The sequence below is a fragment of the Rhizobium sp. IY2 genome (genome assembly GCF_047532935.1).
Classification (GTDB): domain Bacteria; phylum Pseudomonadota; class Alphaproteobacteria; order Rhizobiales; family Rhizobiaceae; genus Rhizobium; species Rhizobium anhuiense.
The window spans coordinates 23695-41363 of the sequence record NZ_JBLKNU010000018.1 but is presented as its reverse complement, the minus strand read 5'-3'; the positions used below and the strand labels follow the sequence as shown (position 1 = coordinate 41363).

Annotated in this window: 19 protein-coding genes and 1 pseudogene; 6 read left to right on the top strand and 14 right to left on the bottom strand. The window is 62.2% G+C overall.

Features of this window, described 5'->3' with window-relative positions; genetic code table 11:
- The first annotated feature begins 30 nt into the window (after window positions 1-30).
- Window positions 31-1047, top strand: a complete 1017-nt coding sequence (locus ACMUVN_RS31640; protein ID WP_097596294.1) for a DUF2125 domain-containing protein — start codon at window positions 31-33, stop codon at window positions 1045-1047.
- Between the two features lie 13 nt (window positions 1048-1060).
- On the opposite strand, the gene ACMUVN_RS31635 is transcribed toward ACMUVN_RS31640, so the two are convergent.
- The 4 genes from ACMUVN_RS31635 to ACMUVN_RS31620 all read right to left on the bottom strand — a co-directional run bounded on the left by ACMUVN_RS31635 (window position 1061) and on the right by ACMUVN_RS31620 (window position 4420).
- Complete coding sequence (locus ACMUVN_RS31635) at window positions 1061-1480, bottom strand: GNAT family N-acetyltransferase (protein WP_132574239.1); 420 nt, start codon at window positions 1478-1480, stop codon at window positions 1061-1063.
- Window positions 1481-1487: 7 nt separating this feature from the next.
- Entirely contained in the window at window positions 1488-2414 is a 927-nt protein-coding gene (locus ACMUVN_RS31630; RefSeq protein ID WP_028756429.1) for a prephenate/arogenate dehydrogenase family protein, read from the bottom strand.
- Entirely contained in the window at window positions 2411-3508 is a 1098-nt protein-coding gene (gene hisC, locus ACMUVN_RS31625) for a histidinol-phosphate transaminase (protein WP_179874719.1), read from the bottom strand. The genes ACMUVN_RS31630 and hisC overlap by 4 nt, the downstream gene beginning before the upstream one ends.
- 135 nt (window positions 3509-3643) lie before the next feature.
- Window positions 3644-4420: a class I SAM-dependent methyltransferase gene (locus ACMUVN_RS31620; protein ID WP_028756431.1), complete on the bottom strand. Its 777-nt coding sequence runs from the start codon at window positions 4418-4420 to the stop codon at window positions 3644-3646.
- Between the two features lie 53 nt (window positions 4421-4473).
- Here ACMUVN_RS31620 and gloB point away from each other — a divergent pair, with 53 nt between their 5' ends.
- Window positions 4474-5244: a hydroxyacylglutathione hydrolase gene (gene gloB, locus ACMUVN_RS31615; protein WP_063476290.1), complete on the top strand. Its 771-nt coding sequence runs from the start codon at window positions 4474-4476 to the stop codon at window positions 5242-5244.
- The gene (locus ACMUVN_RS31610; RefSeq protein ID WP_063476289.1) at window positions 5244-5672 is read left to right on the top strand and encodes a cupin domain-containing protein; all 429 of its coding nucleotides are present in this window, start codon (window positions 5244-5246) and stop codon (window positions 5670-5672) included. Before gloB ends, ACMUVN_RS31610 begins: the two co-directional genes overlap by 1 nt.
- 112 nt (window positions 5673-5784) lie before the next feature.
- On the opposite strand, the gene ACMUVN_RS31605 is transcribed toward ACMUVN_RS31610, so the two are convergent.
- Both ACMUVN_RS31605 and ACMUVN_RS31600 read right to left on the bottom strand, forming a co-directional pair.
- A complete protein-coding gene (locus ACMUVN_RS31605) occupies window positions 5785-6672 on the bottom strand; it encodes a DMT family transporter (protein WP_063476288.1) in 888 nt (295 codons plus the stop codon).
- Window positions 6673-6702: 30 nt separating this feature from the next.
- A complete protein-coding gene (locus ACMUVN_RS31600; protein ID WP_063476287.1) occupies window positions 6703-7482 on the bottom strand; it encodes a DUF3108 domain-containing protein in 780 nt (259 codons plus the stop codon).
- 241 nt (window positions 7483-7723) lie between these two features.
- Here ACMUVN_RS31600 and rpmB point away from each other — a divergent pair, with 241 nt between their 5' ends.
- Together rpmB and ACMUVN_RS31590 are read left to right on the top strand one after the other, a co-directional pair.
- The gene (gene rpmB, locus ACMUVN_RS31595; RefSeq protein ID WP_028756436.1) at window positions 7724-8020 is read left to right on the top strand and encodes a 50S ribosomal protein L28; all 297 of its coding nucleotides are present in this window, start codon (window positions 7724-7726) and stop codon (window positions 8018-8020) included.
- 112 nt (window positions 8021-8132) lie between these two features.
- The gene (locus ACMUVN_RS31590) at window positions 8133-8768 is read left to right on the top strand and encodes a VUT family protein (protein WP_017962311.1); all 636 of its coding nucleotides are present in this window, start codon (window positions 8133-8135) and stop codon (window positions 8766-8768) included.
- Here the strand turns inward: ACMUVN_RS31590 and ACMUVN_RS31585 are convergent.
- The 5 genes and pseudogenes from ACMUVN_RS31585 to ACMUVN_RS31565 all read right to left on the bottom strand — a co-directional run.
- A pseudogene (locus tag ACMUVN_RS31585) lies at window positions 8769-9020 on the bottom strand (adenylate kinase); the annotation flags it as partial. It abuts the gene before it with no gap.
- Window positions 9021-9134: 114 nt separating this feature from the next.
- A complete protein-coding gene (locus ACMUVN_RS31580) occupies window positions 9135-10172 on the bottom strand; it encodes an esterase-like activity of phytase family protein (protein ID WP_097596291.1) in 1038 nt (345 codons plus the stop codon).
- A gap of 24 nt (window positions 10173-10196) precedes the next feature.
- The gene (gene cobT, locus ACMUVN_RS31575; RefSeq protein WP_047615893.1) at window positions 10197-12098 is read right to left on the bottom strand and encodes a cobaltochelatase subunit CobT; all 1902 of its coding nucleotides are present in this window, start codon (window positions 12096-12098) and stop codon (window positions 10197-10199) included.
- A gap of 12 nt (window positions 12099-12110) precedes the next feature.
- Window positions 12111-13103, bottom strand: coding sequence for a cobaltochelatase subunit CobS (cobS, locus tag ACMUVN_RS31570; protein WP_047615895.1), 993 nt, complete (start codon window positions 13101-13103; stop codon window positions 12111-12113).
- 309 nt (window positions 13104-13412) lie between these two features.
- The gene (locus ACMUVN_RS31565) at window positions 13413-14033 is read right to left on the bottom strand and encodes a J domain-containing protein (protein WP_028756442.1); all 621 of its coding nucleotides are present in this window, start codon (window positions 14031-14033) and stop codon (window positions 13413-13415) included.
- 102 nt (window positions 14034-14135) lie between these two features.
- Between ACMUVN_RS31565 and ACMUVN_RS31560 the strand changes: the two genes are divergently transcribed.
- On the top strand, window positions 14136-14420 hold the full coding sequence (locus tag ACMUVN_RS31560) for a BolA family protein (RefSeq protein ID WP_028756443.1): 285 nt from the start codon (window positions 14136-14138) through the stop codon (window positions 14418-14420).
- 96 nt (window positions 14421-14516) lie between these two features.
- Here ACMUVN_RS31560 and ACMUVN_RS31555 read toward each other — a convergent pair whose 3' ends face one another.
- Genes ACMUVN_RS31555 through ACMUVN_RS31545 form a run of 3 tightly spaced genes read right to left on the bottom strand, consistent with a single transcriptional unit; the run spans window position 14517 to window position 17544 of the window.
- Entirely contained in the window at window positions 14517-15827 is a 1311-nt protein-coding gene (locus ACMUVN_RS31555; RefSeq protein ID WP_028756444.1) for an HlyC/CorC family transporter, read from the bottom strand.
- Window positions 15827-16957, bottom strand: coding sequence for a 3-dehydroquinate synthase (gene aroB / locus ACMUVN_RS31550; protein ID WP_132574241.1), 1131 nt, complete (start codon window positions 16955-16957; stop codon window positions 15827-15829). The genes ACMUVN_RS31555 and aroB overlap by 1 nt, the downstream gene beginning before the upstream one ends.
- Entirely contained in the window at window positions 16954-17544 is a 591-nt protein-coding gene (locus tag ACMUVN_RS31545) for a shikimate kinase (protein ID WP_028756446.1), read from the bottom strand. The genes aroB and ACMUVN_RS31545 overlap by 4 nt, the downstream gene beginning before the upstream one ends.
- Between the last annotated feature and the right edge of the window lie 125 nt (window positions 17545-17669).

The window sequence follows — 17669 nt, the reverse complement described above, 5'->3', positions numbered from 1 at the left end:
CACATTCGCGATTCACCATTGGAGAACATCATGGCAGCGTCAAGCCGATCCGGCAGCAGCCAATCCGGCAGCGGCAAGAAATTCTGGTTGCTGGGTGGAGGCGTCCTCCTGGCGATCGCGCTTTATACCGGCGGCTGGTTCTATGCAGCGTCGGCGCTGAAGACCACGGTGTTGAAGGCGATCGCGCCGGGCGGAGAGGCTGGCGTCAGCGGCGAATGCTCCGATATCGAATTCCGCGGCTATCCCTTCCGCATCGGCCTGTTCTGCTCCAGGATCGACGTCGACGACAACGTCAACGGTGTCTCCGCCACCTTCGGCGCGCTGCGCTCGGCAGCCCAGGTCTATGCGCCCGGCAATATCGTGTGGGAGCTCGATTCGCCGGCCGAGATCCGCACCGGCAACGGCCTTTCGATCTCGGCCCAATGGACGAACCTGCAATCGAGCCTTGCGACCAGGCTCAGGGGCATCGACCGCAGCTCGACCGTCATCGAGGGGCTGAAGGCGATGGCGGTCTCCTCTTTCACCGGCCAGACCATCAGCTTCGATGCGGCCCGCACCGAAATCCATCTGCGTCAGAACGGCGCCGATCTCGACGGCGCGATCTCCATGCAGGATGCGAACACGGCGATCAAGGATTGGCCGCAGATCTTCCCGAAACTGTCGGCCAGCATTGACCTGACCGTCGCCGGCAAGGCCGGACTGATCGACGGCAGCGACCCGAATGGCCTCAATGGCGCCACCGGTGAACTGCGCCGCATCGTCGCCGACATCGGCGACGGCAAGGTGATGACGCTCACCGGCCCCTTCTCCTTCGACGAGCAGGGCTTCCTTTCGGGAAAATTCAAGCTGGAGATCGAACAGCTCGGTCCCTGGAGCGACAGCCTGAAGCAGGCCTTTCCCGACCTCGCCTCGACCGTCAACACGGCGACGAAGCTCTTGAAGGCGCTTGCCGCCGGCAGCGACAAGGTCTCGGTCGATCTCGTCGTCGATCGTGGCAACGCCACCGTCAGCGGCTTCATCCCGCTCGGCCGGATTCCGCCGATCTGACCTATCTCGCCTTTCAGGCTATCGGCTTGATGAAGAAGACCTCCGGCACCGATTGCAGGCCTGGCATCTCGATCGCACCGGTTTCAGTAAATCCGTTGCGGCGATGCCAGTCCTGGGGCCTGCTTTCATCGCATTCGCTCGACGTCATCAGCAGACGGGCGCCTTCGCCACGCATCGCCTCTTCCCAGGCGAGAAACAGCGCGGTGCCGACGCCCGACCGGCGATGGCCGGGCAGGACGCGGATCATTTCCATATAGGGAACCCTGCCCCAGAAGCGGGAGAAGCGCAGAAAGCCGACGATCTCGCTGCCCTCCTTGGCAACGAGGTATTCGCCGAGCGTCACGCAGCGCGATACCCATGCTTCACCGGAACTGGCATCTTCGCGAACCAGCCAATCGGTATCCGCGTGGCTCGCGTTCGCCACTTCCACCATCGCGGGGCTACTTCTTATCAAGCGCGTGGGGGCGGCCGAAATCAGGCGCGTCGACATCCTGGCCGGCCTGGACGATCGAGCGGCGGATGGCGCGCGTGCGGGTGAAGAGTTCGAAAATCTTGTCGCCCTCGCCCCAGCGGATGGCGCGCTGCAAATAGGCGAGATCCTCCGAGAAACGCGCCAGCATTTCGAGGATCGCATCGCGATTGTGCAGGCAGACGTCGCGCCACATGGTCGGATCGGAGGCGGCAAGGCGGGTGAAATCACGAAAACCCGAGGCGGAATATTTGATGACCTCGGACTCCGTCACCGTCTCCAGATCGTCGGCAGTGCCGACGATATTATAGGCGATGATATGCGGCAGGTGCGAAACGATGGCGAGCACCTTGTCGTGATGCTCGGCATCCATCTCATCGACCTTCGAGCCCAGCGCTTCCCAGAAGCTGCGCAGCCGCTTCAGCGCCACCTCGTCGGTACCGGCGACCGGCGTGAAGATGCACCAGCGGCCTTCGAAGAGGCCGGGAAAGCCGGCATCCGGGCCGGATTTTTCGGTACCGGCCAGCGGATGGCCGGGGATGAAATGCACATTATCAGGCATATGCGGCAGCATCTGTGCGATGACCGAGGCCTTGGTGGAGCCGACATCGGTGACGACGGCCCCGGGCTTCAGGCTTCCCGCGATCTCCTTCGCCACGCTTTCCGAAGCGCCGACCGGCACCGAGACGATCACCAGATCGGCATCCTTGACGGCATCCTGCGACGACGTCGTGTAGCGGTCGCCAAGGCCGAGTTCTTCCGCACGCTTCAGCGTATCGGCGCTGCGGGTGGCGACGACGATCTCCCTTGCAAGGCCGAGCCGTCTGATATCGTAGGCAAGCGAAGAGCCGATCAGGCCGATGCCGATCAGCGCGATCCGATCGAACTGCACGCTCATGACTGATGTCCCATAAATTCGCTGAGCGCGGCAATGACGCCGCGGTTGGCCTCTTCGGGACCGATGCTCATGCGCAACGCATTGGCGAAGCCATAGCCGCGGACGGCACGCAGGATGTAGCCGCGGCTCGTCAGGAACTCGTCGGCATCGGCGGCGCGCTTGCCGTCGATCTCGGGGAAATGGATGAGGACGAAATTGGCGACCGACGGCGTCACCTTCAGCCCGATCGCTTCGAGCGCCCGGGTGAGCGTCTCCACCCACATCTGATTGAAGGAGACGGCCTGCTGGACGAAGGCTTGGTCGCGGATGGCCGCGGCGCCGGCGGCGATTGCCGGCGCGTTCAAATTGAACGGCGCGCGCACGCGGTTCAGCGCGTCGACGATCTCGGCGGGCGCATACATCCAGCCGACACGCAGCGCCGCAAGACCATAGGCCTTCGAGAAGGTGCGGGTCATCACCACGTTGGCATTGGAGGACACGACCTCGATGCCGGCTTCATAATCGTTGCGGCGCACATATTCGGCATAGGCAGCATCGAGCACGAGGACGACATGTTTCGGCAGCCCGGCCTGCAGGCGGCGGATCTCGCTGACGGGAACATAGGTGCCTGTGGGATTGCCGGGATTGGCGATGAAGACGATCTTCGTCTTCTCCGTCACCGCGGCAAGGATCGCATCGACATCGACGGTACAGTCCTTTTCCCTGACGACGACAGGCACGGCACCCGCGCCCAGGATCTGGATCTTGTAGACGAGGAACCCGTGCTCGGTGATGATGCCCTCGTCGCCGGCGCCGAGATAGACATGGCAGAGCAGGCCGAGCAATTCGTCCGAACCGTTGCCGCAAAGGATGTTTGCCGGATTGAGACCATGCACGGCGGCGATCGCCTCGCGCAGCTCGACCGCCTGCCCGTCGGGATAACGCGCCAGAGTGTCGGCAGCCGCCTTGAACGCCTCGATTGCCTTCGGGCTGGCGCCGAGCGGCGTTTCGTTGGACGAAAGCTTGTAGACGCGGGCAACGCCCGGCGCATGTTCCTTACCCGGCACATAGGCTGCGATATCGAGAATACCGGGACGCGGAACGGGCTTGCTCATCTCAACGCTCATGGGTCGACCTTGGAATTGCCGGAAATCCGGGCTGAAAAACACCAAGTGGCATTAAAGCGGAATGCGATTGTTGTCGAGAGGTATGGGCGTGACGCAAGCAGCCTGAGAAGGCTGAGAGCGGCGTCAGCGGTTGCGTGTGGTCGGCACGCCATGCGGTGCGAGAACCGGCACGAAGACGCGGCGGGAAGCCCGCGCTGCAACCGGCAGCCCCTGATAAAGCCGCTTCTGCGCCTCGACGATGATGACGCCCGAGAAGGCCGGCCACAGCGTTCGGCCGATCCGCTCGAAGGCACGGCGAAGGCGCAGAATGGTCCTGAGCTTCGAAGGTGGGAAGAACAGCGCTTCAGCCGTCGCGCCCGGCGTGAAATTCGTCTCGCGCAGCAGATGCGTCAGCTGGCCGCGCGAATAGGGCCGGCCCGAACCGAAGGGTGTATGCTCCATGCGCGCCCAGACGCCGCGCCGGTTCGGCACGACGATAACAAGCCGTCCGCCCGGCGCCAGCACCCGCCAGAGCTCCTTCAGCGTCTCGCGCGGACTTTCGGCGAATTCCAGCGAATGCACCATCAGCACCCGGTCGATCGAGGAATCCGGCAGCGGCAACTCCTCGTCGAAGACAAGCGTCGTCGACGAGAGCGAGCCCATCGGCCAGTTCACCGCGCCCTGCCCGGCCGGCATGAAGGCGAAGGTGCGCTCGGTATCGGCCTGGAAACGGTCGAGGAAGGGCACGGCATAGCCGAGACCGACCAGACGCTCCTGCGGCAGCCGCACCCAGAGCGAGGATAGCGCCATGGCGATCGACTGCTCGGCAAGACGTCCGAGCTCGGAATGATAGAACTGGCGTAGGTCGACGATATCGGCGTGCATTGCGACAAATGTTATCAGCGGGCGGTTGGACTTCAAGGCCGGAACCTCTACATTCCCGCGAGACTCCTGAGACAAGGGATTATTGAACGATGAAACCTTTGGAATTAGACGTTTTTCTCTGCCGCACCGACAATTTCGGCGTTCTCGTGCACGATCCGGAGACAGGCTTGACCGCGGCGATCGATGCGCCGGAGGAGGCGCCGATCCTGGAAGCGGCGACTCGCCGCGGCTGGAAAATCAGCCATATCTTCACCACCCACCACCACACCGACCATGTTAGTGCCAACCTGGCGCTGAAGGAGCAGTTCGGCTGCGAGATCATCGGCCCGATCAACGAGGCCGTCGCCATTCCCGGCCTCGACCGGACGATGGCCGATGGCGACAGCTTCCTTTTCGGCGATCACACGGTCAAGGTCATCGAGACTCCCGGCCACACCGCCGGCCATATCTGCTATCACTTCGTCGACGACAAGCTGCTCTTTGCCGCCGACACGTTGTTTGCGCTCGGCTGCGGCCGGCTGTTCGAACGCCCGGCCGCCGACATGTGGCATTCCCTGCAGAAGCTCGCCGTGCTGCCCGATGAGACTGCCGTCTATTTCGGCCATGAATACACCTTGTCCAATGCCCGCTTCGCGCTGACGATCGATCCGGACAACGAGCGCCTGAAGAGCCGCGCCGCCGAGGTCGAGGCCCTTCGTGCCGACGGCAAATTCACCATTCCGACGACGCTGGGGCTGGAAAAGGAGACCAACCCGTTCCTGCGCGCCGCCGATCCGGCGATCCGCCGCAATCTGATCATGGAAGGCAAGACCAACGAGGAGGTCTTTGCCGAGATCCGCAAGCGCAAGGACAATTTCTGATGTCGCCTCAGGACATCATCCGCGAACTCGGCATGCAGCCGCATCCCGAGGGTGGCTGGTATGCGCAGACGTTCCGCGATACGGCGGGCGGAGAACGCGGCCACTCGACGGCGATCTATTATCTGCTGACCAGGGGACAGCGCTCGCACTGGCATCGCGTCCATGACGCGGTTGAGGTCTGGCATTATTACGCCGGCGCGCCGCTCTTCCTGCATCGTTCGGAAGACGGAACCGCAAGCGAGACCCTGACGCTCGGGACGAACCTGTCCGCCGGCGAGCGGCCGCAGGCGATCGTTCCCGCCAATTGCTGGCAATCGGCCGAAACCCTCGGCGATTTCACCCTGGTCGGCTGCACCGTCTCGCCCGGCTTCGAATTTTCGAGCTTCGAGATGGCGCCACCCGATTGGAAGCCCGGCGCTAGAGCATGATGCCGAAAAGTGTGAGCGGCTTTCGGACGACATCATGCTCTAACTATATAATTTAGAACAGGATTCAGAATTTAGGCCAACCGGGCGTAAAATCTGAATCCTGTTTTAAGGCCTACTCTGCCGCAGACTGCGCCGGAACCTTGCGGCGGAACATGTCCTGGGCGGCCAGCACCGCCCCGCCGGTAACGAGCAGGCAGGCAAGAGCAACGCGCCAGCTCGGCTCGGCAAATCCGAACAGCAGCAGGATCAGCGTCGAAAGCAGAGGCGCGGCATAACTTGCCGCGCCGAGGATCTGAATGTCGCCGTTCTTGACGCCGTGATCCCATGCATAGAAGGCAGCACCGACCGGAAAAAGCCCGAGCCCGGCGACGGCAACCCATTCGAAACCCGTGGCCGGCCAGACGGTCGTCTCCAGGCCGAGATGGCAGAAGAACGACAGGATGGATGTCGCAAGGCAAAAGCCGGTGACGACATCCGTGGAGACGGCATCAAAACGCCGCGTCAGCAGCGAATAGCCGGACCATGTGAAGGCGCAGAGAAAGGCGGCCCCGTAGCCGACGGCATAGGCGCCGTCGAAATCGATGCCGTTGCGGCCAACGATCAGGAAGGTGCCGCAAAGCCCGGCAAGCGCACCCGCCAGATGATACCAGCGCAGCCGTTCGCCCGGCAGCAGCGCCGAACCGACGACGATCAACAGCGGCCAGAGATAGGCGACCAGCCCCGCCTCCACCGCCGGTGCGTTGCGGAGCGCGGTGAAATAGAGGAAGTGATAACCGAACAGCCCTGCAATACCCGTTATCCAGACCTTGGCCGGCTGCTTCAACAGCGCCAGCCGCGCGGGGTTGAGGACAAGCACCGCGAGGCCGGGGATGCTGCCGATCGCAAAGCAGATGGCCGCAAGCTGGAACGGCGGCATCTTGCCGGAGGCGGCCGTGAATAGCGCCAGGAACGACCACATCAGGATGGCCGTAAAACCGATCAATGTCGCGCGAAGCCTCACCCATCCCCCTTCACGGAGACAGAAGCTCCGTCAGCTGTCGCTGCCGTATTTGACGGCAGTGATCGTCACCATTCCATATTCGGTTGGAATACGCACATAGACGGGAGCGTATACATTTGCCGTGTCCGACTTGGCAAACCAGATTTCCATGCGGTTGCTTTTGCTGAGATAGTCGATGTCCTTGCGGCCCTTCTTGTAGCCGGAGCGCGGCACGAAGCGCACGCCGCAGACAACCGCCTTGCCTTTGAAGCCGTTGGTCGAAAAATCCTCGTCGCCCTTCGGCGAAAGCACCAGATCCATGCGCGTCTCGCCGTCGAAGATCGGCAGCGTCTGCGAGCAGACCTTGGTATCGCCGGTGAAGACCAGGCCGGAGATCGGATCGAGCACCGATCGCATGTCGCGCGGCGTGACGTCGATCCAGTTCTTCGGACGCTTCGGCGCCGGTGTCGTCGTCGCCGAAACGATGTTGCCGTCGCGGTAACTGACCTCGTAGACGCGGGCCTTCTTGCCGCTCTTGTAGTAGAGCGAATATTTCTGCGCCTGCAATCTGTCATTGCGCACGACACCGCTCACGCTGGTCTTGGCCGAAATCGTCGTGACGAGATCGGCAAGGCCGGCGGAATTGATACTGCCGGCGATCTTGTAGCTGTGATCGTCCTCGATCTGCGTCAGGAAGGCCGCGCGCGCAATCGGCAAGCCGGCGAGCGTCACCCGGTATTCCGTCCGATGTTGGATTTCGGCCGCCGATGCCGGTATGGCAAGCAGCGCGGCGATGGCCGAAATGAAAATCCGTCTGCCCGAATGAGCCATGAATCAAGCCTTGTCTTGGCGCGCGCTGGCAGCCCTTGTTAAGCGCTCTATACTCCTGCCGTGAAGGGAAGAAAACAGCAGCTTTTTGACAGAATTGCGGGAAAGGCCAAGGTTTGGCTTGACGCAAGCAGCCTGTCTGACTATAGAACCGCAACTTTCCAATCATGCCTGTTGGATTGCGCGCCTGGTTTTGCCGGGAATGTCAATTCGATGGCCCGACAAAAACAAGAATAGGTGTTCCATGTCCCGCGTGTGCGAATTGACCGGCAAGGCCGTCCTGACTGGTAACAATGTCAGCCATGCCAACAACAAGACCAAGCGCCGGTTCCTGCCGAACCTGTGCCAGGTCACGCTGATTTCCGACGCTCTCAACCAGCGTTATCGTCTTCGCGTTTCGGCTGCTGCTCTTCGCTCCGTCGAGCATCGTGGCGGCCTCGATGCCTTCCTGCTGAAGGCTGGTGAAAACGAACTCTCGATGCGCGCGCGCCTGCTGCGCCGTCAGATCGTGAAGAAGACCGCCGAAGCCGCTGCTGCGTAAGCTTCTGCCTTTCTTTCATACGGCTTCAAAAGGCTTGAACGGATAATACCGGACAAGCCTTTTGCTTTGTCGGTTTACTCCTCCAACTGGTGGCATCACCCAGGATAAAAAAATGCTGAAGACCCGCTATACCATCGCCTATGTCGCGCTGATGACGCTCGTCGTCGTCGCCTCCAACTTCCTCGTCCAGTTTCCGCTGAACGCCGAAGTCGCCGGCATCAACCTTGCCGACATCCTGACCTGGGGCGCCTTCTCCTATCCGATCGCCTTCCTGATCACCGATCTGACCAACCGCCAGTTCGGCCCGCAGGCGGCCCGTAAGGTCGTCTTTGCCGGCTTCGTCGTTGGCGTGACGCTCTCCTTCTTCACCTCGGTTCCGCGCATCGCCATCGCCTCCGGCTCGGCCTATCTCGCCGGCCAGTTGCTCGATATCGCCGTCTTCAACCGCCTTCGCCGCCAGGCCTGGTGGCGCGCGCCGCTGGTCGGCTCGCTGATCGGCTCGGCGCTCGATACGGTGATGTTCTTCTCGCTGTCCTTCGCCGCGTTCTTCGTCTTCCTCGGCCCGAACGATCCTTTCGCGCTGGAAGCAGCTCCCGTCCTGGGCGTCTTCGCCACGGAGGCTCCACGCTGGATTTCCTGGGCGATCGGCGATTTCGCCGTGAAGATGATCGTCGGCCTCGTCATGCTGCTGCCCTATGGCGCGCTGATGAACGTACTGCGGCCGATGCAGGCCGCCCGCGCCAGCTAATCACCGACGCCGCCGGACCGCACAGGCGGCGATCGCCGGATGCAGCAGAGCCTCTGCAACCAGATCGTCGATATCTCGTGACGAATCGAGCCGCAACACCGGCGCTGTCTGCGTTTCCAGCCATTGCTCATGCGCCGCAAGACTGCGGCGTTCCGGACCGGCTGTGTCGTAACTCGCCGCCCACTGCAGGAATTCCCCGCTTTTAACTTCCATGTCGCCACCGGGCCCGATCCTGTTTCCATACCGGGCAATCCCCGATTGCGCGGGATAGCCGAGGCATATGACATCAGTCTGACGCTCTAGCATTTTCAATCCTCGCATCGCGCTTTCCGAAAATCGATTCCGATTTCGGGCCGGTGGCTAGGATCAATTCCGCTTCTGGGAACTCGGCGCTACCCACGCGGCTTCTTCCGAAAGCCGGAATTCCAGCATCAGGTTGCGCTGCAGGATCGAATGATTGTCGTCCGACACCAGGATGATATGGCTCGTGCCGTCGGCCGCCTGAAAGGCATCGAGCCCTTCCATATTGTCGATCTGCGAGTTGAAATTACCTTCCAGCAGTAAGTCGCCGCTGACGACGGCGCCGGGCTTGATATCGGCGCCCTTGATGCGCCGAAGGCGCATGCCGATGCCTTCGGCCATGTTGAAGCGGCGTTCCAGCAGCAGCAGGTCGCCGTTCGGCAGGAAGGCGCCGTCGGTGACGTCGAAGCTGCCATCCCGCTCGACCGAGAAACGCCCTTTCAGCGGCCCGCTGAGAATGGCCGCCAGCCGGTTGCCGTCGCTGTCGAGACCGCGCTCGGAGACGATGACCACGCCGCCCTTCAGCGGGCTCGATGCCGGCGCCACCGTGATGGTCTCGATGCCGCGATTGTCGCTCAACATCTTCCGCGGGATAAGGATCGGCAAAGTGGCGATCGCGCTCGAATCGGCGAAGCCGGGGTCGGGATAGACATCGACGCGATGGCGCTGCTCGAAGGAGACCAGAATCCGGTCACCGTCCAGCGCCAGGCCCTCGGCATCCATATATCCCTTGCCCTCGAAGCTCAGCCCGGCGCTGTTCTTCATCGGCGTGATCTCGACATCCAAAAGGCCGGAAAGCCTGCCCTTGACGTCGCGCTCGATGCTGCCGGTCAGCCATTGGCCGGTATCGAGCACGACGACGAAATGTTTTTGGTCCGGCCGGAAACGGATGGAGGAGAGCGAACCGAACAGCGCGCGGCTGGACACCATCTCCAGCCCGCCGAGAAATTCCATCGATCCGAATTTCGTCTCTGAAGAGCCGATCCTGAAGTCCGATATTTGCCGGCTAATGACCGGCACCTCGTCAGCAGCCCAGGACGGAAAGGCGCCTGTGGCGATACAGAGGGCAATCGACGCCGCACCGCAGAGACGCTTGATCGTCATGCCGGGTATTTCCTTTGAGCGACATCAGCCGGCACGGCGCAGCCGGCCGCCACGCGGCTGGACGGATTGATCTTCGAATAGCGAGGCAAGCTGCTCGGTCATTGCACCGGCAAGCTCGTCCGCATCGACGATCGTCACGGCGCGGCGATAGTAGCGCGTCACGTCGTGACCGATGCCGATCGCCAGCAATTCCACAGGCGAGCGCGTCTCGATCCGTTCGATGACGGCGCGCAGGTGCCGCTCCAGATAATTGCCCGGATTGACCGACAGCGTCGAATCGTCCACCGGCGCCCCGTCCGAGATCATCATCAGGATGCGGCGCTGCTCGCGGCGTGCGAGCAGGCGATTGTGTGCCCAGATCAGCGCCTCGCCGTCGATATTTTCCTTGAGCAGACCCTCGCGCATCATCAGCCCGAGATTGGCGCGGGCGCGCCGCCACGGCGCGTCGGCCGACTTGTAGATGATGTGGCGCAGGTCGTTGAGGCGGCCCGGCGTCTGCGGCTTGCCGCCGGCAAGCCAGCTTTCACGCGCCTGCCCGCCCTTCCAGGCCTTCGTCGTAAAGCCCAGGATCTCGACCTTGACGCCGCAGCGCTCCAGCGTGCGGGCGAGAATATCGGCGCAGGTGGCGGCAACCGTGATCGGCCGGCCGCGCATCGAGCCCGAATTGTCGATGAGCAGGGTGACGACAGTGTCGCGGAACTGCGTGTCGCGCTCCATCTTGAAGGACAGCGCCTGCATCGGATCGATGATGATGCGCTGCAGCCGGGCCGGATCGAGATAGCCCTCTTCCAGATCGAAATCCCAGGAACGGTTCTGCTGCGCCATCAGGCGGCGCTGCAGCCGGTTGGCAAGACGGCCGACCGCGCCCTGCAGATGCGCCAGCTGCTTGTCGAGGAAAGCGCGCAGGCGCTCCAGCTCGGCGGCATCGCAGAGCTCCTCGGCGGTGATGATCTCGTCGAACTCTTCGGTATAGACGTGATAATCGACCTTCTCGTTGAAATCGGCAAAAGGCGTGTTCGGACGGCGGGTTTCGCCCGGCGTTTCCGAATCGTCCTCGCCCTCTTCCATCATGTCGTCGTCGGAAATCTCGGCGCCTTCGGTCTCGCCGTCCTCCATCTGCTCGTCGGCGACTTCGCTGTCCTCGACGGGGGCGGCATCGGTGCCGGCATCCTCGTCGACCTCGTCCTGATCCTGCTCGTCGCCGTTCGGCTGGTCTTCCTGCTCCGACTGGTCGTCATTATCGGCTTCGCTGTCGTCGTCGCCATACTCCTCGGCCATTTCCATGGCCGACAGCATGTTGCGGATGACCTTGGCGAAGGCCTGCTGGTCGTTGATCGAGTTCGACAGGTTGTCGAGCTCGGTTCCTGCCTTGTCCTCGATGAAGCCGCGCCAGAGATCGAGCACCTTGCCGGCAGAGGCCGGCGGGCGCTGGCCGGTCAGCTTCTCGCGCACCATCATCGCCACGGCTTCGCCGACCGGTGCGTCTTCCTGACGCTCGATGCCGGTAAAATTCGCCTTGGAATATTTCTCCTCGGTCATCGAGCGCAGGTTCGACGCCACGCCCTCCATGCGCAGCGCGCCGATCGATTCGACGCGCGCCTGCTCGACCGCATCGAAGATCGCCCGGGCGTCCGAGCCCTGCGGCGCCATCGTCGCATGCACCTTCTCGTCATGGCAGGCGAGACGCAGCGCCATGGAATCGCCGAGCCCGCGGGTGACCGCCAGCTCATGCGCCGTCGGCCGCTTGGAAAGCTCCGGCAGCCGGATGCGCTCGCCGGTCATCCCCGGCCGTTCGTTGGCGAAGGTCACCTCGACATCGCCGTCGCCGGCGATCGAGCGCACGCAGCCGGTTATCGCCCGGCGCAATGGCTCGACGTCGACAGGCGCGCCGGGTTTTGCTTTCGAATTGTCACCGCGAGCTGCCATGATCGGTCGATCTCAAGCTCCGAGAACGATATTGGCGGCACTTTCCTTCAGCTCGACGCCGAAGGCGCGCTGATAGTGCTCGGCGACCAGCGGCCGCTCCAGCTCGTCGCACTTGTTGAGGAAGGTGACGCGGAAGGCGAAGGCGAGATCGCCGAAGATCTCGGCGTTTTCAGCCCAGGTGATGACCGTGCGCGGGCTCATGACGGTGGAGAGATCGCCGTTCATGAAGGCGGCGCGCGTCAGATCGGCAACCCGAACCATCTTCGAAACCGTCTCGCGGCCGTTCTTGTCCTTGCCGAAGCTCTTCACCTTGGCCGCGACGATATTCACTTCGTGATCATGCGGCAGGTAGTTCAGCGTCGTCACGATCGACCAGCGGTCCATCTGCGCCTGGTTGATCTGCTGCGTGCCGTGATAGAGGCCGGTCGTGTCGCCAAGGCCGATCGTGTTCGCCGTCGCAAACAGGCGGAAGGCAGGGTGCGGCCGAATGACGCGGCTCTGGTCGAGCAGCGTCAGGCGGCCGGAGGATTCGAGCACGCGCTGGATGACGAACATCACGTCGGGACGGCCGGCATCATATTCGTCGAAGACCAGTGCGACATTGTGCTGATAGGCCCAGGGCAGGATGCCGTCCTTGAATTCGGTGACCTGCAGCCCGTCCTTGACGACGATCGCATCCTTGCCGACGAGATCGATACGGCTGACATGGCTGTCGAGATTGATGCGCACGCAGGGCCAGTTGAGGCGCGCCGCCACCTGCTCGATATGCGAGGACTTGCCCGTGCCGTGATAGCCGGAGATCATCACGCGGCGGTTATGCGCGAAGCCTGCGAGAATGGCGAGCGTCGTGTCGCGGTCGAACAGGTAGTCGGGGTCGAGGTCCGGCACATAGGCGTCGCCCTTGCTGTAGGCGGGAACGCGGATGTCGGAATCGATACCGTAGGCCTCGCGGACCGAAACGGTGGTATCGGGCAGTTCTGATATATCCAGGTCGATCTTGCTCATCATGTCTCCAAGGCGGGTGATGCCACCCGGCCATACTGTCTCAGGCCATGTCGCAACCCGGACGCCGCGATTTTATTCCACGCCCGTCCAGGTCGGAACGTCGGCGATACTTCTCCGGGACTGAAACGAAACCTCGGCGGGATGATGACCGCGTGCGAGCATTCTTGAAAGAGTCCCGGACAAGAAACGCCGCGTCCGGAAGGTCGGCGGAGGCGATGTCGGGAAAACGCACAAATATGAGCCGCGTTTGCCTGCGGCCTCAGCCGATTTGGACCATACCCGATTGAAGCCCAAGAGCAAGGATGGGAATTAACAAAAACCGTTCTGCTTCAACAATTGATAGGCCTGGATGACGGCGCGGAAACGCTCCTCCGAGCCGCGGTCGCCGCCATTGGCATCCGGATGGTGTTTCTTGACCAGTTCCTTGTAGCGGCTCTTGATCTCCGCCGACGTCGCATTGGCGTCGAGGCCCATCGTTTCGAAGGCTTTGCTTTCCAGCGATTTCAGTTTGCGGGCCTGGGGAAAACGCGGTCCGCTGCCCTTGCCGCCGCCTTCCTTGACGAAGCCAAAGGGATCGCGAACGCGGGTATAGGCGCCGGAGCGGACCTCCGAATGCAGCGGACTGTCCTTCGCCGCCTTGTTGACGCCGACGGTCCATGTCGGCCGGTGGCCGGTGATTGCCTCTTTCTGATATCGCGCGATCTCACCGTCGGAAAGACCGGAGAAATAATTGTAGCCTTTGTTGTAGTCCTTGACGTGCTCGAAGCAGAACAAAAAGAACTGGCCTTCCGCATTGCGTCCGACAGGAGCGCGATGCGTGCCTTTCTTGTCGCAGCCGTCCCACTGACAGGTAGGCGGTGCCTGCTCTGGCTCCGGCTCCCGTTTGCGGCGTGTTCGGATGCGATCGAAATATTTGGAATCAAGTCTCATGACGGCGCTAATTATGGTCCTGCCGCGAAGCGACAACAAGAATTGACAAATGGGAATGTTACTGGCTTGGTGGGAACCCTTTTCGCGAAGCTGCAAGACCGGATGATGACCCTGCGAACCCGCATTGAAGAAAAACTAGTCGAAGCCTTCGCGCCCGAACGCCTGAGCGTCATCGACGAAAGCCATCTGCATGCCGGCCATCAGCCTGATATCACGGGCACCGGCGAAACCCATATGCGGGTGAGAATCGTTTCGGCCAAATTTACCGGCATGTCGCGGCTGGCGCGCCACCGGGCAATCACCGACCTGTTGAAACCGGAGCTGGATGCCGGACTGCACGCGCTGGCCGTAGAACCGGCAGCACCTGACGAACCGACCCGCTGGTAGCGGCAGCAAAGCTTATATAGGCATTGGCGGCCGGCAATCCTACAGCGCCGCGCATCTTTTCAGATGCGCAAGGGATACTGTAGCAATTTGAATGGATCAGGCTGGCTTTGCGCCGTCTTCCCCGGCCGGGCGGATACGCAGCTTGGTGATGCGGTTCTTCTCCCGCTTCATGACGATGAAACGCTTGCCATGAAAGGTGAAGGCCTGGCGCTCTTCCGGGATGGTCATCGATTCGTGGATGACGAGGCCGGCGATCGTCGTTGCCTCCTCGTCGGGCAGGTTCCAGTCGAGCGCGCGGTTCAAGTCGCGAATCGGTACGCCGCCGTCGACGACGACGGAACCGTCGGCCTCCTGACGCACGCCCTGTATTTCGATATCGTGCTCATCGGAAATGTCGCCGACGATTTCCTCGAGAATGTCCTCCAGCGTGACGATGCCCTGCACCTCGCCATATTCGTCGACGACGACGGCGAAATGCTGCTTGCGGCGCAGGAAAGCGTTGAGCTGATCCTCAAGGTTGGTGCTGTCGGGCACGAACCACGGCTTCTGCGCGATTTTCACGATATCGAGGTTCTGCGGCTCCATGTTCGGCTCGGCAAGCGCCCGCAGCAGATCCTTGGCGTGCACGACGCCGATGATGTTGTCGATCGTGCCGCGCCACAACGGCATGCGCGTATAGGGGCTTTCGAGAATGGCGCGCACCACCGCTTCCGGCGGATCGTCGGCATTGATCGCCCGCATCGCCGTGCGGTGGACCATGATGTCGGACAGTTCGAGCTCGCTGAGATCGAGCACGCCACCGAGGCGGTCACGGTCGGCCTTCACCACCGATCCCTCGCGGTGCAGCAGGTCGACGGCGCCGCGCAGTTCCTCATGCGCCGTCAGCATCGAGGTCTCTCGTGACAGATTGATACCGAACAGCGAAAGAATCCGGCGAACGATCGCATTGACGAAGGAGGAAGCCGGGCCGACGACGATGACGAAGAGCCTGGCCGGGATAGCGATGGCGAGTGCGAAGCGGTCGGGCGTCGAAATCGCCCAGCTCTTCGGTAGCACTTCGGCGAAGATGACCAGGATAACGGTCATCGCCAGCGTCGCCAGCGCCACGCCGGAACTGCCGAACAGCCCGAGAAAGAGGCTGGTGGCGATCGAGGATGACAGGATGTTGGCGAGATTGTTGCCGATGAGCAGCGCCCCGATCAGCCGGTCGCGCCGCTCGATCAGCTGCCGGACAAGGCCGGCGCGTTCGTCGCCATTGACTTCAAGCGTATGGATACGGCTGCGCGAAACGGCGGTCAGCGCGGTCTCCGAGCCGGAAAAGAAGGCGGACATGAGCACGAGCGCCGTGATCGAAAGGATCTCCGGCCAATATGTCGCGAGAAATGCCAGAGCGCCTTCGACCGACATCAGGGATGCTTTTCCCGGAGAAAGCTGATCACTTCGGACGCCGGAACATCGTCGGCGACGAAGGACTGGCCGATGCCCCGTGTCAGGATGAAGGTGAGCTTGCCGCTTTTGACTTTCTTGTCCTGCGCAATCGCATCCATCAGCGATTCCGCCGGCGGCAGGTCGCCCGGAATATCGGACATGCGGGTCGGCAAGCCGACCTCCTTCAGATGCCGTTCGACGCGCCGGGCGTCGTCCGGGCTTGCAAGGTTCATGCGTGCGGAGAATTCGTGCGCCAGCACCATGCCGATCGAAACACCCTCGCCGTGCACGAGGCGCGAGCTGTCATAGGCGGTCGCCGCTTCGAGCGCATGGCCGAAAGTATGGCCGAGATTGAGCAGCGCCCGCTGACCGTTCTCGCGCTCGTCGGCAACGACGACATCGGCCTTCGCCTGGCAGCTCTTGGCAATCGCCTCGATACGCGCGGGGCCGCCTGTAAAAACCGACGTCCAGTTCGCTTCCAGCCAGGCGAAGAAATCCGGCTTGTCGATCAGCCCGTATTTCGCCACTTCGGCGTAACCTGCGCGGAATTCGCGCTCGCTCAGCGTATTCAGCACATCGGTATCGGCCAGCACCAGATCCGGCTGGTGGAAGACCCCGATCAGATTCTTGCCATGGCGGGAATTGATGCCGGTCTTGCCGCCGACCGAGGAATCGACCTGCGACAGCAGCGAGGTCGGCACCTGGACGAAGCGCACGCCGCGCCGGACGATGCCGGCGGCAAATCCCGAGAGATCGCCGATGACGCCGCCGCCGAGCGCGATGACGCAATCGTTACGTTCGACGCGAGCCTCCAGCACCTTGTCGCAGGCCGTGATGAGATGTTCGAAGCTCTTGGTCTTCTCGCCGGCTGGCAGGACGACCTCAGCCGACACGATGCCCGCTTGATTCAGGCTTGCGACGAGAGCCTCGAGATAGAGCGGAGCGACATTTTCGTCAGTGACGACAGCCGCCTTGCGGCCCTTGAGGCGAGAGGCGATCTCGGCGCCTGCCCGTGCAATCAGCCCCGGCCCGATCAGGATGTCGTAGGCGCGCTCGCCGAGCGGCACATGCACCGTTCGGATCGTGGAGGCGGAGGGTATCGCATTCATGACGCTGCACTTTCCTTCTGAGCTTCGATCATGGCCTTCAGCACCTCGTCGGCCATGATTTCCTTGCGCACGTCGCGCGAAAGCACGGTGATATCTGCCTGCGCGTAGATCGGATAACGCGCATTCATCAGGTTTTCGAGCGTCTGCTTGGGATTTTCGGTCTTCAGCAGCGGCCGCGTGTCGCGTTTGTTGACCCGCTCCCACAACACGTCGAGATCCGCCTTCAGCCAGACCGATAGGCCGCCCTTCTTGATATGTTTGCGCGTCCGCTCGTTAATGAAGGCGCCGCCGCCGGTAGAGACGACACGCGGCCCGCTTTTCAGCAGCCGCTTCATCACCCGCGTTTCCAGCGCCCGGAACTCTTCCTCGCCATAGGCCGCGAAAAGTTCGGGGATCGTCATCCGCGACACACGCTCGATCTCGAGGTCGCTGTCGACGAAGGGAATGGCCAGCTGGCTGGCGACGATGCGCCCGACGGCGGATTTGCCGGCGCCCATCAGCCCGACAAGGATCAGATTACGTGAACCGAGCGCGGCGCGAGCTCTGTCTTTCAGGCTGTCAGCAACGGTCAGCAGTGGTTCACTCATCGGTCCATTCACACTTTGTTTGCAAACGGTATCGACAAATGCAGATGGAGCGTCAAGTCGCGGACAAGGGAATCATGGCTTGAATACCGCTTCTTGCACTTGCAGACAGGCTTCCTATAACAGAA

Bases quoted from the DNA above. Each gene is read 5' to 3' on its own strand.
- ACMUVN_RS31565 (WP_028756442.1), bottom strand. From the start codon at position 14,033: ATGAGACTTGATTCCAAATATTTCGATCGCATCCGAACACGCCGCAAA.
- hisC (WP_179874719.1), bottom strand. From the start codon at position 3,508: ATGAGCAAGCCCGTTCCGCGTCCCGGTATTCTCGATATCGCAGCCTAT.
- ACMUVN_RS31580 (WP_097596291.1), bottom strand. From the start codon at position 10,172: ATGACGATCAAGCGTCTCTGCGGTGCGGCGTCGATTGCCCTCTGTATC.
- ACMUVN_RS31590 (WP_017962311.1), top strand. From the start codon at position 8,133: ATGCTGAAGACCCGCTATACCATCGCCTATGTCGCGCTGATGACGCTC.
- gloB (WP_063476290.1), top strand. From the start codon at position 4,474: ATGAAACCTTTGGAATTAGACGTTTTTCTCTGCCGCACCGACAATTTC.
- ACMUVN_RS31600 (WP_063476287.1), bottom strand. From the start codon at position 7,482: ATGGCTCATTCGGGCAGACGGATTTTCATTTCGGCCATCGCCGCGCTG.
- aroB (WP_132574241.1), bottom strand. From the start codon at position 16,957: ATGAATGCGATACCCTCCGCCTCCACGATCCGAACGGTGCATGTGCCG.
- ACMUVN_RS31635 (WP_132574239.1), bottom strand. From the start codon at position 1,480: ATGGTGGAAGTGGCGAACGCGAGCCACGCGGATACCGATTGGCTGGTT.
- ACMUVN_RS31555 (WP_028756444.1), bottom strand. From the start codon at position 15,827: ATGTCGGTCGAAGGCGCTCTGGCATTTCTCGCGACATATTGGCCGGAG.
- rpmB (WP_028756436.1), top strand. From the start codon at position 7,724: ATGTCCCGCGTGTGCGAATTGACCGGCAAGGCCGTCCTGACTGGTAAC.
- ACMUVN_RS31545 (WP_028756446.1), bottom strand. From the start codon at position 17,544: ATGAGTGAACCACTGCTGACCGTTGCTGACAGCCTGAAAGACAGAGCT.
- cobT (WP_047615893.1), bottom strand. From the start codon at position 12,098: ATGGCAGCTCGCGGTGACAATTCGAAAGCAAAACCCGGCGCGCCTGTC.
- ACMUVN_RS31610 (WP_063476289.1), top strand. From the start codon at position 5,244: ATGTCGCCTCAGGACATCATCCGCGAACTCGGCATGCAGCCGCATCCC.
- cobS (WP_047615895.1), bottom strand. From the start codon at position 13,103: ATGAGCAAGATCGACCTGGATATATCAGAACTGCCCGATACCACCGTT.
- ACMUVN_RS31640 (WP_097596294.1), top strand. From the start codon at position 31: ATGGCAGCGTCAAGCCGATCCGGCAGCAGCCAATCCGGCAGCGGCAAG.
- ACMUVN_RS31630 (WP_028756429.1), bottom strand. From the start codon at position 2,414: ATGAGCGTGCAGTTCGATCGGATCGCGCTGATCGGCATCGGCCTGATC.
- ACMUVN_RS31560 (WP_028756443.1), top strand. From the start codon at position 14,136: ATGATGACCCTGCGAACCCGCATTGAAGAAAAACTAGTCGAAGCCTTC.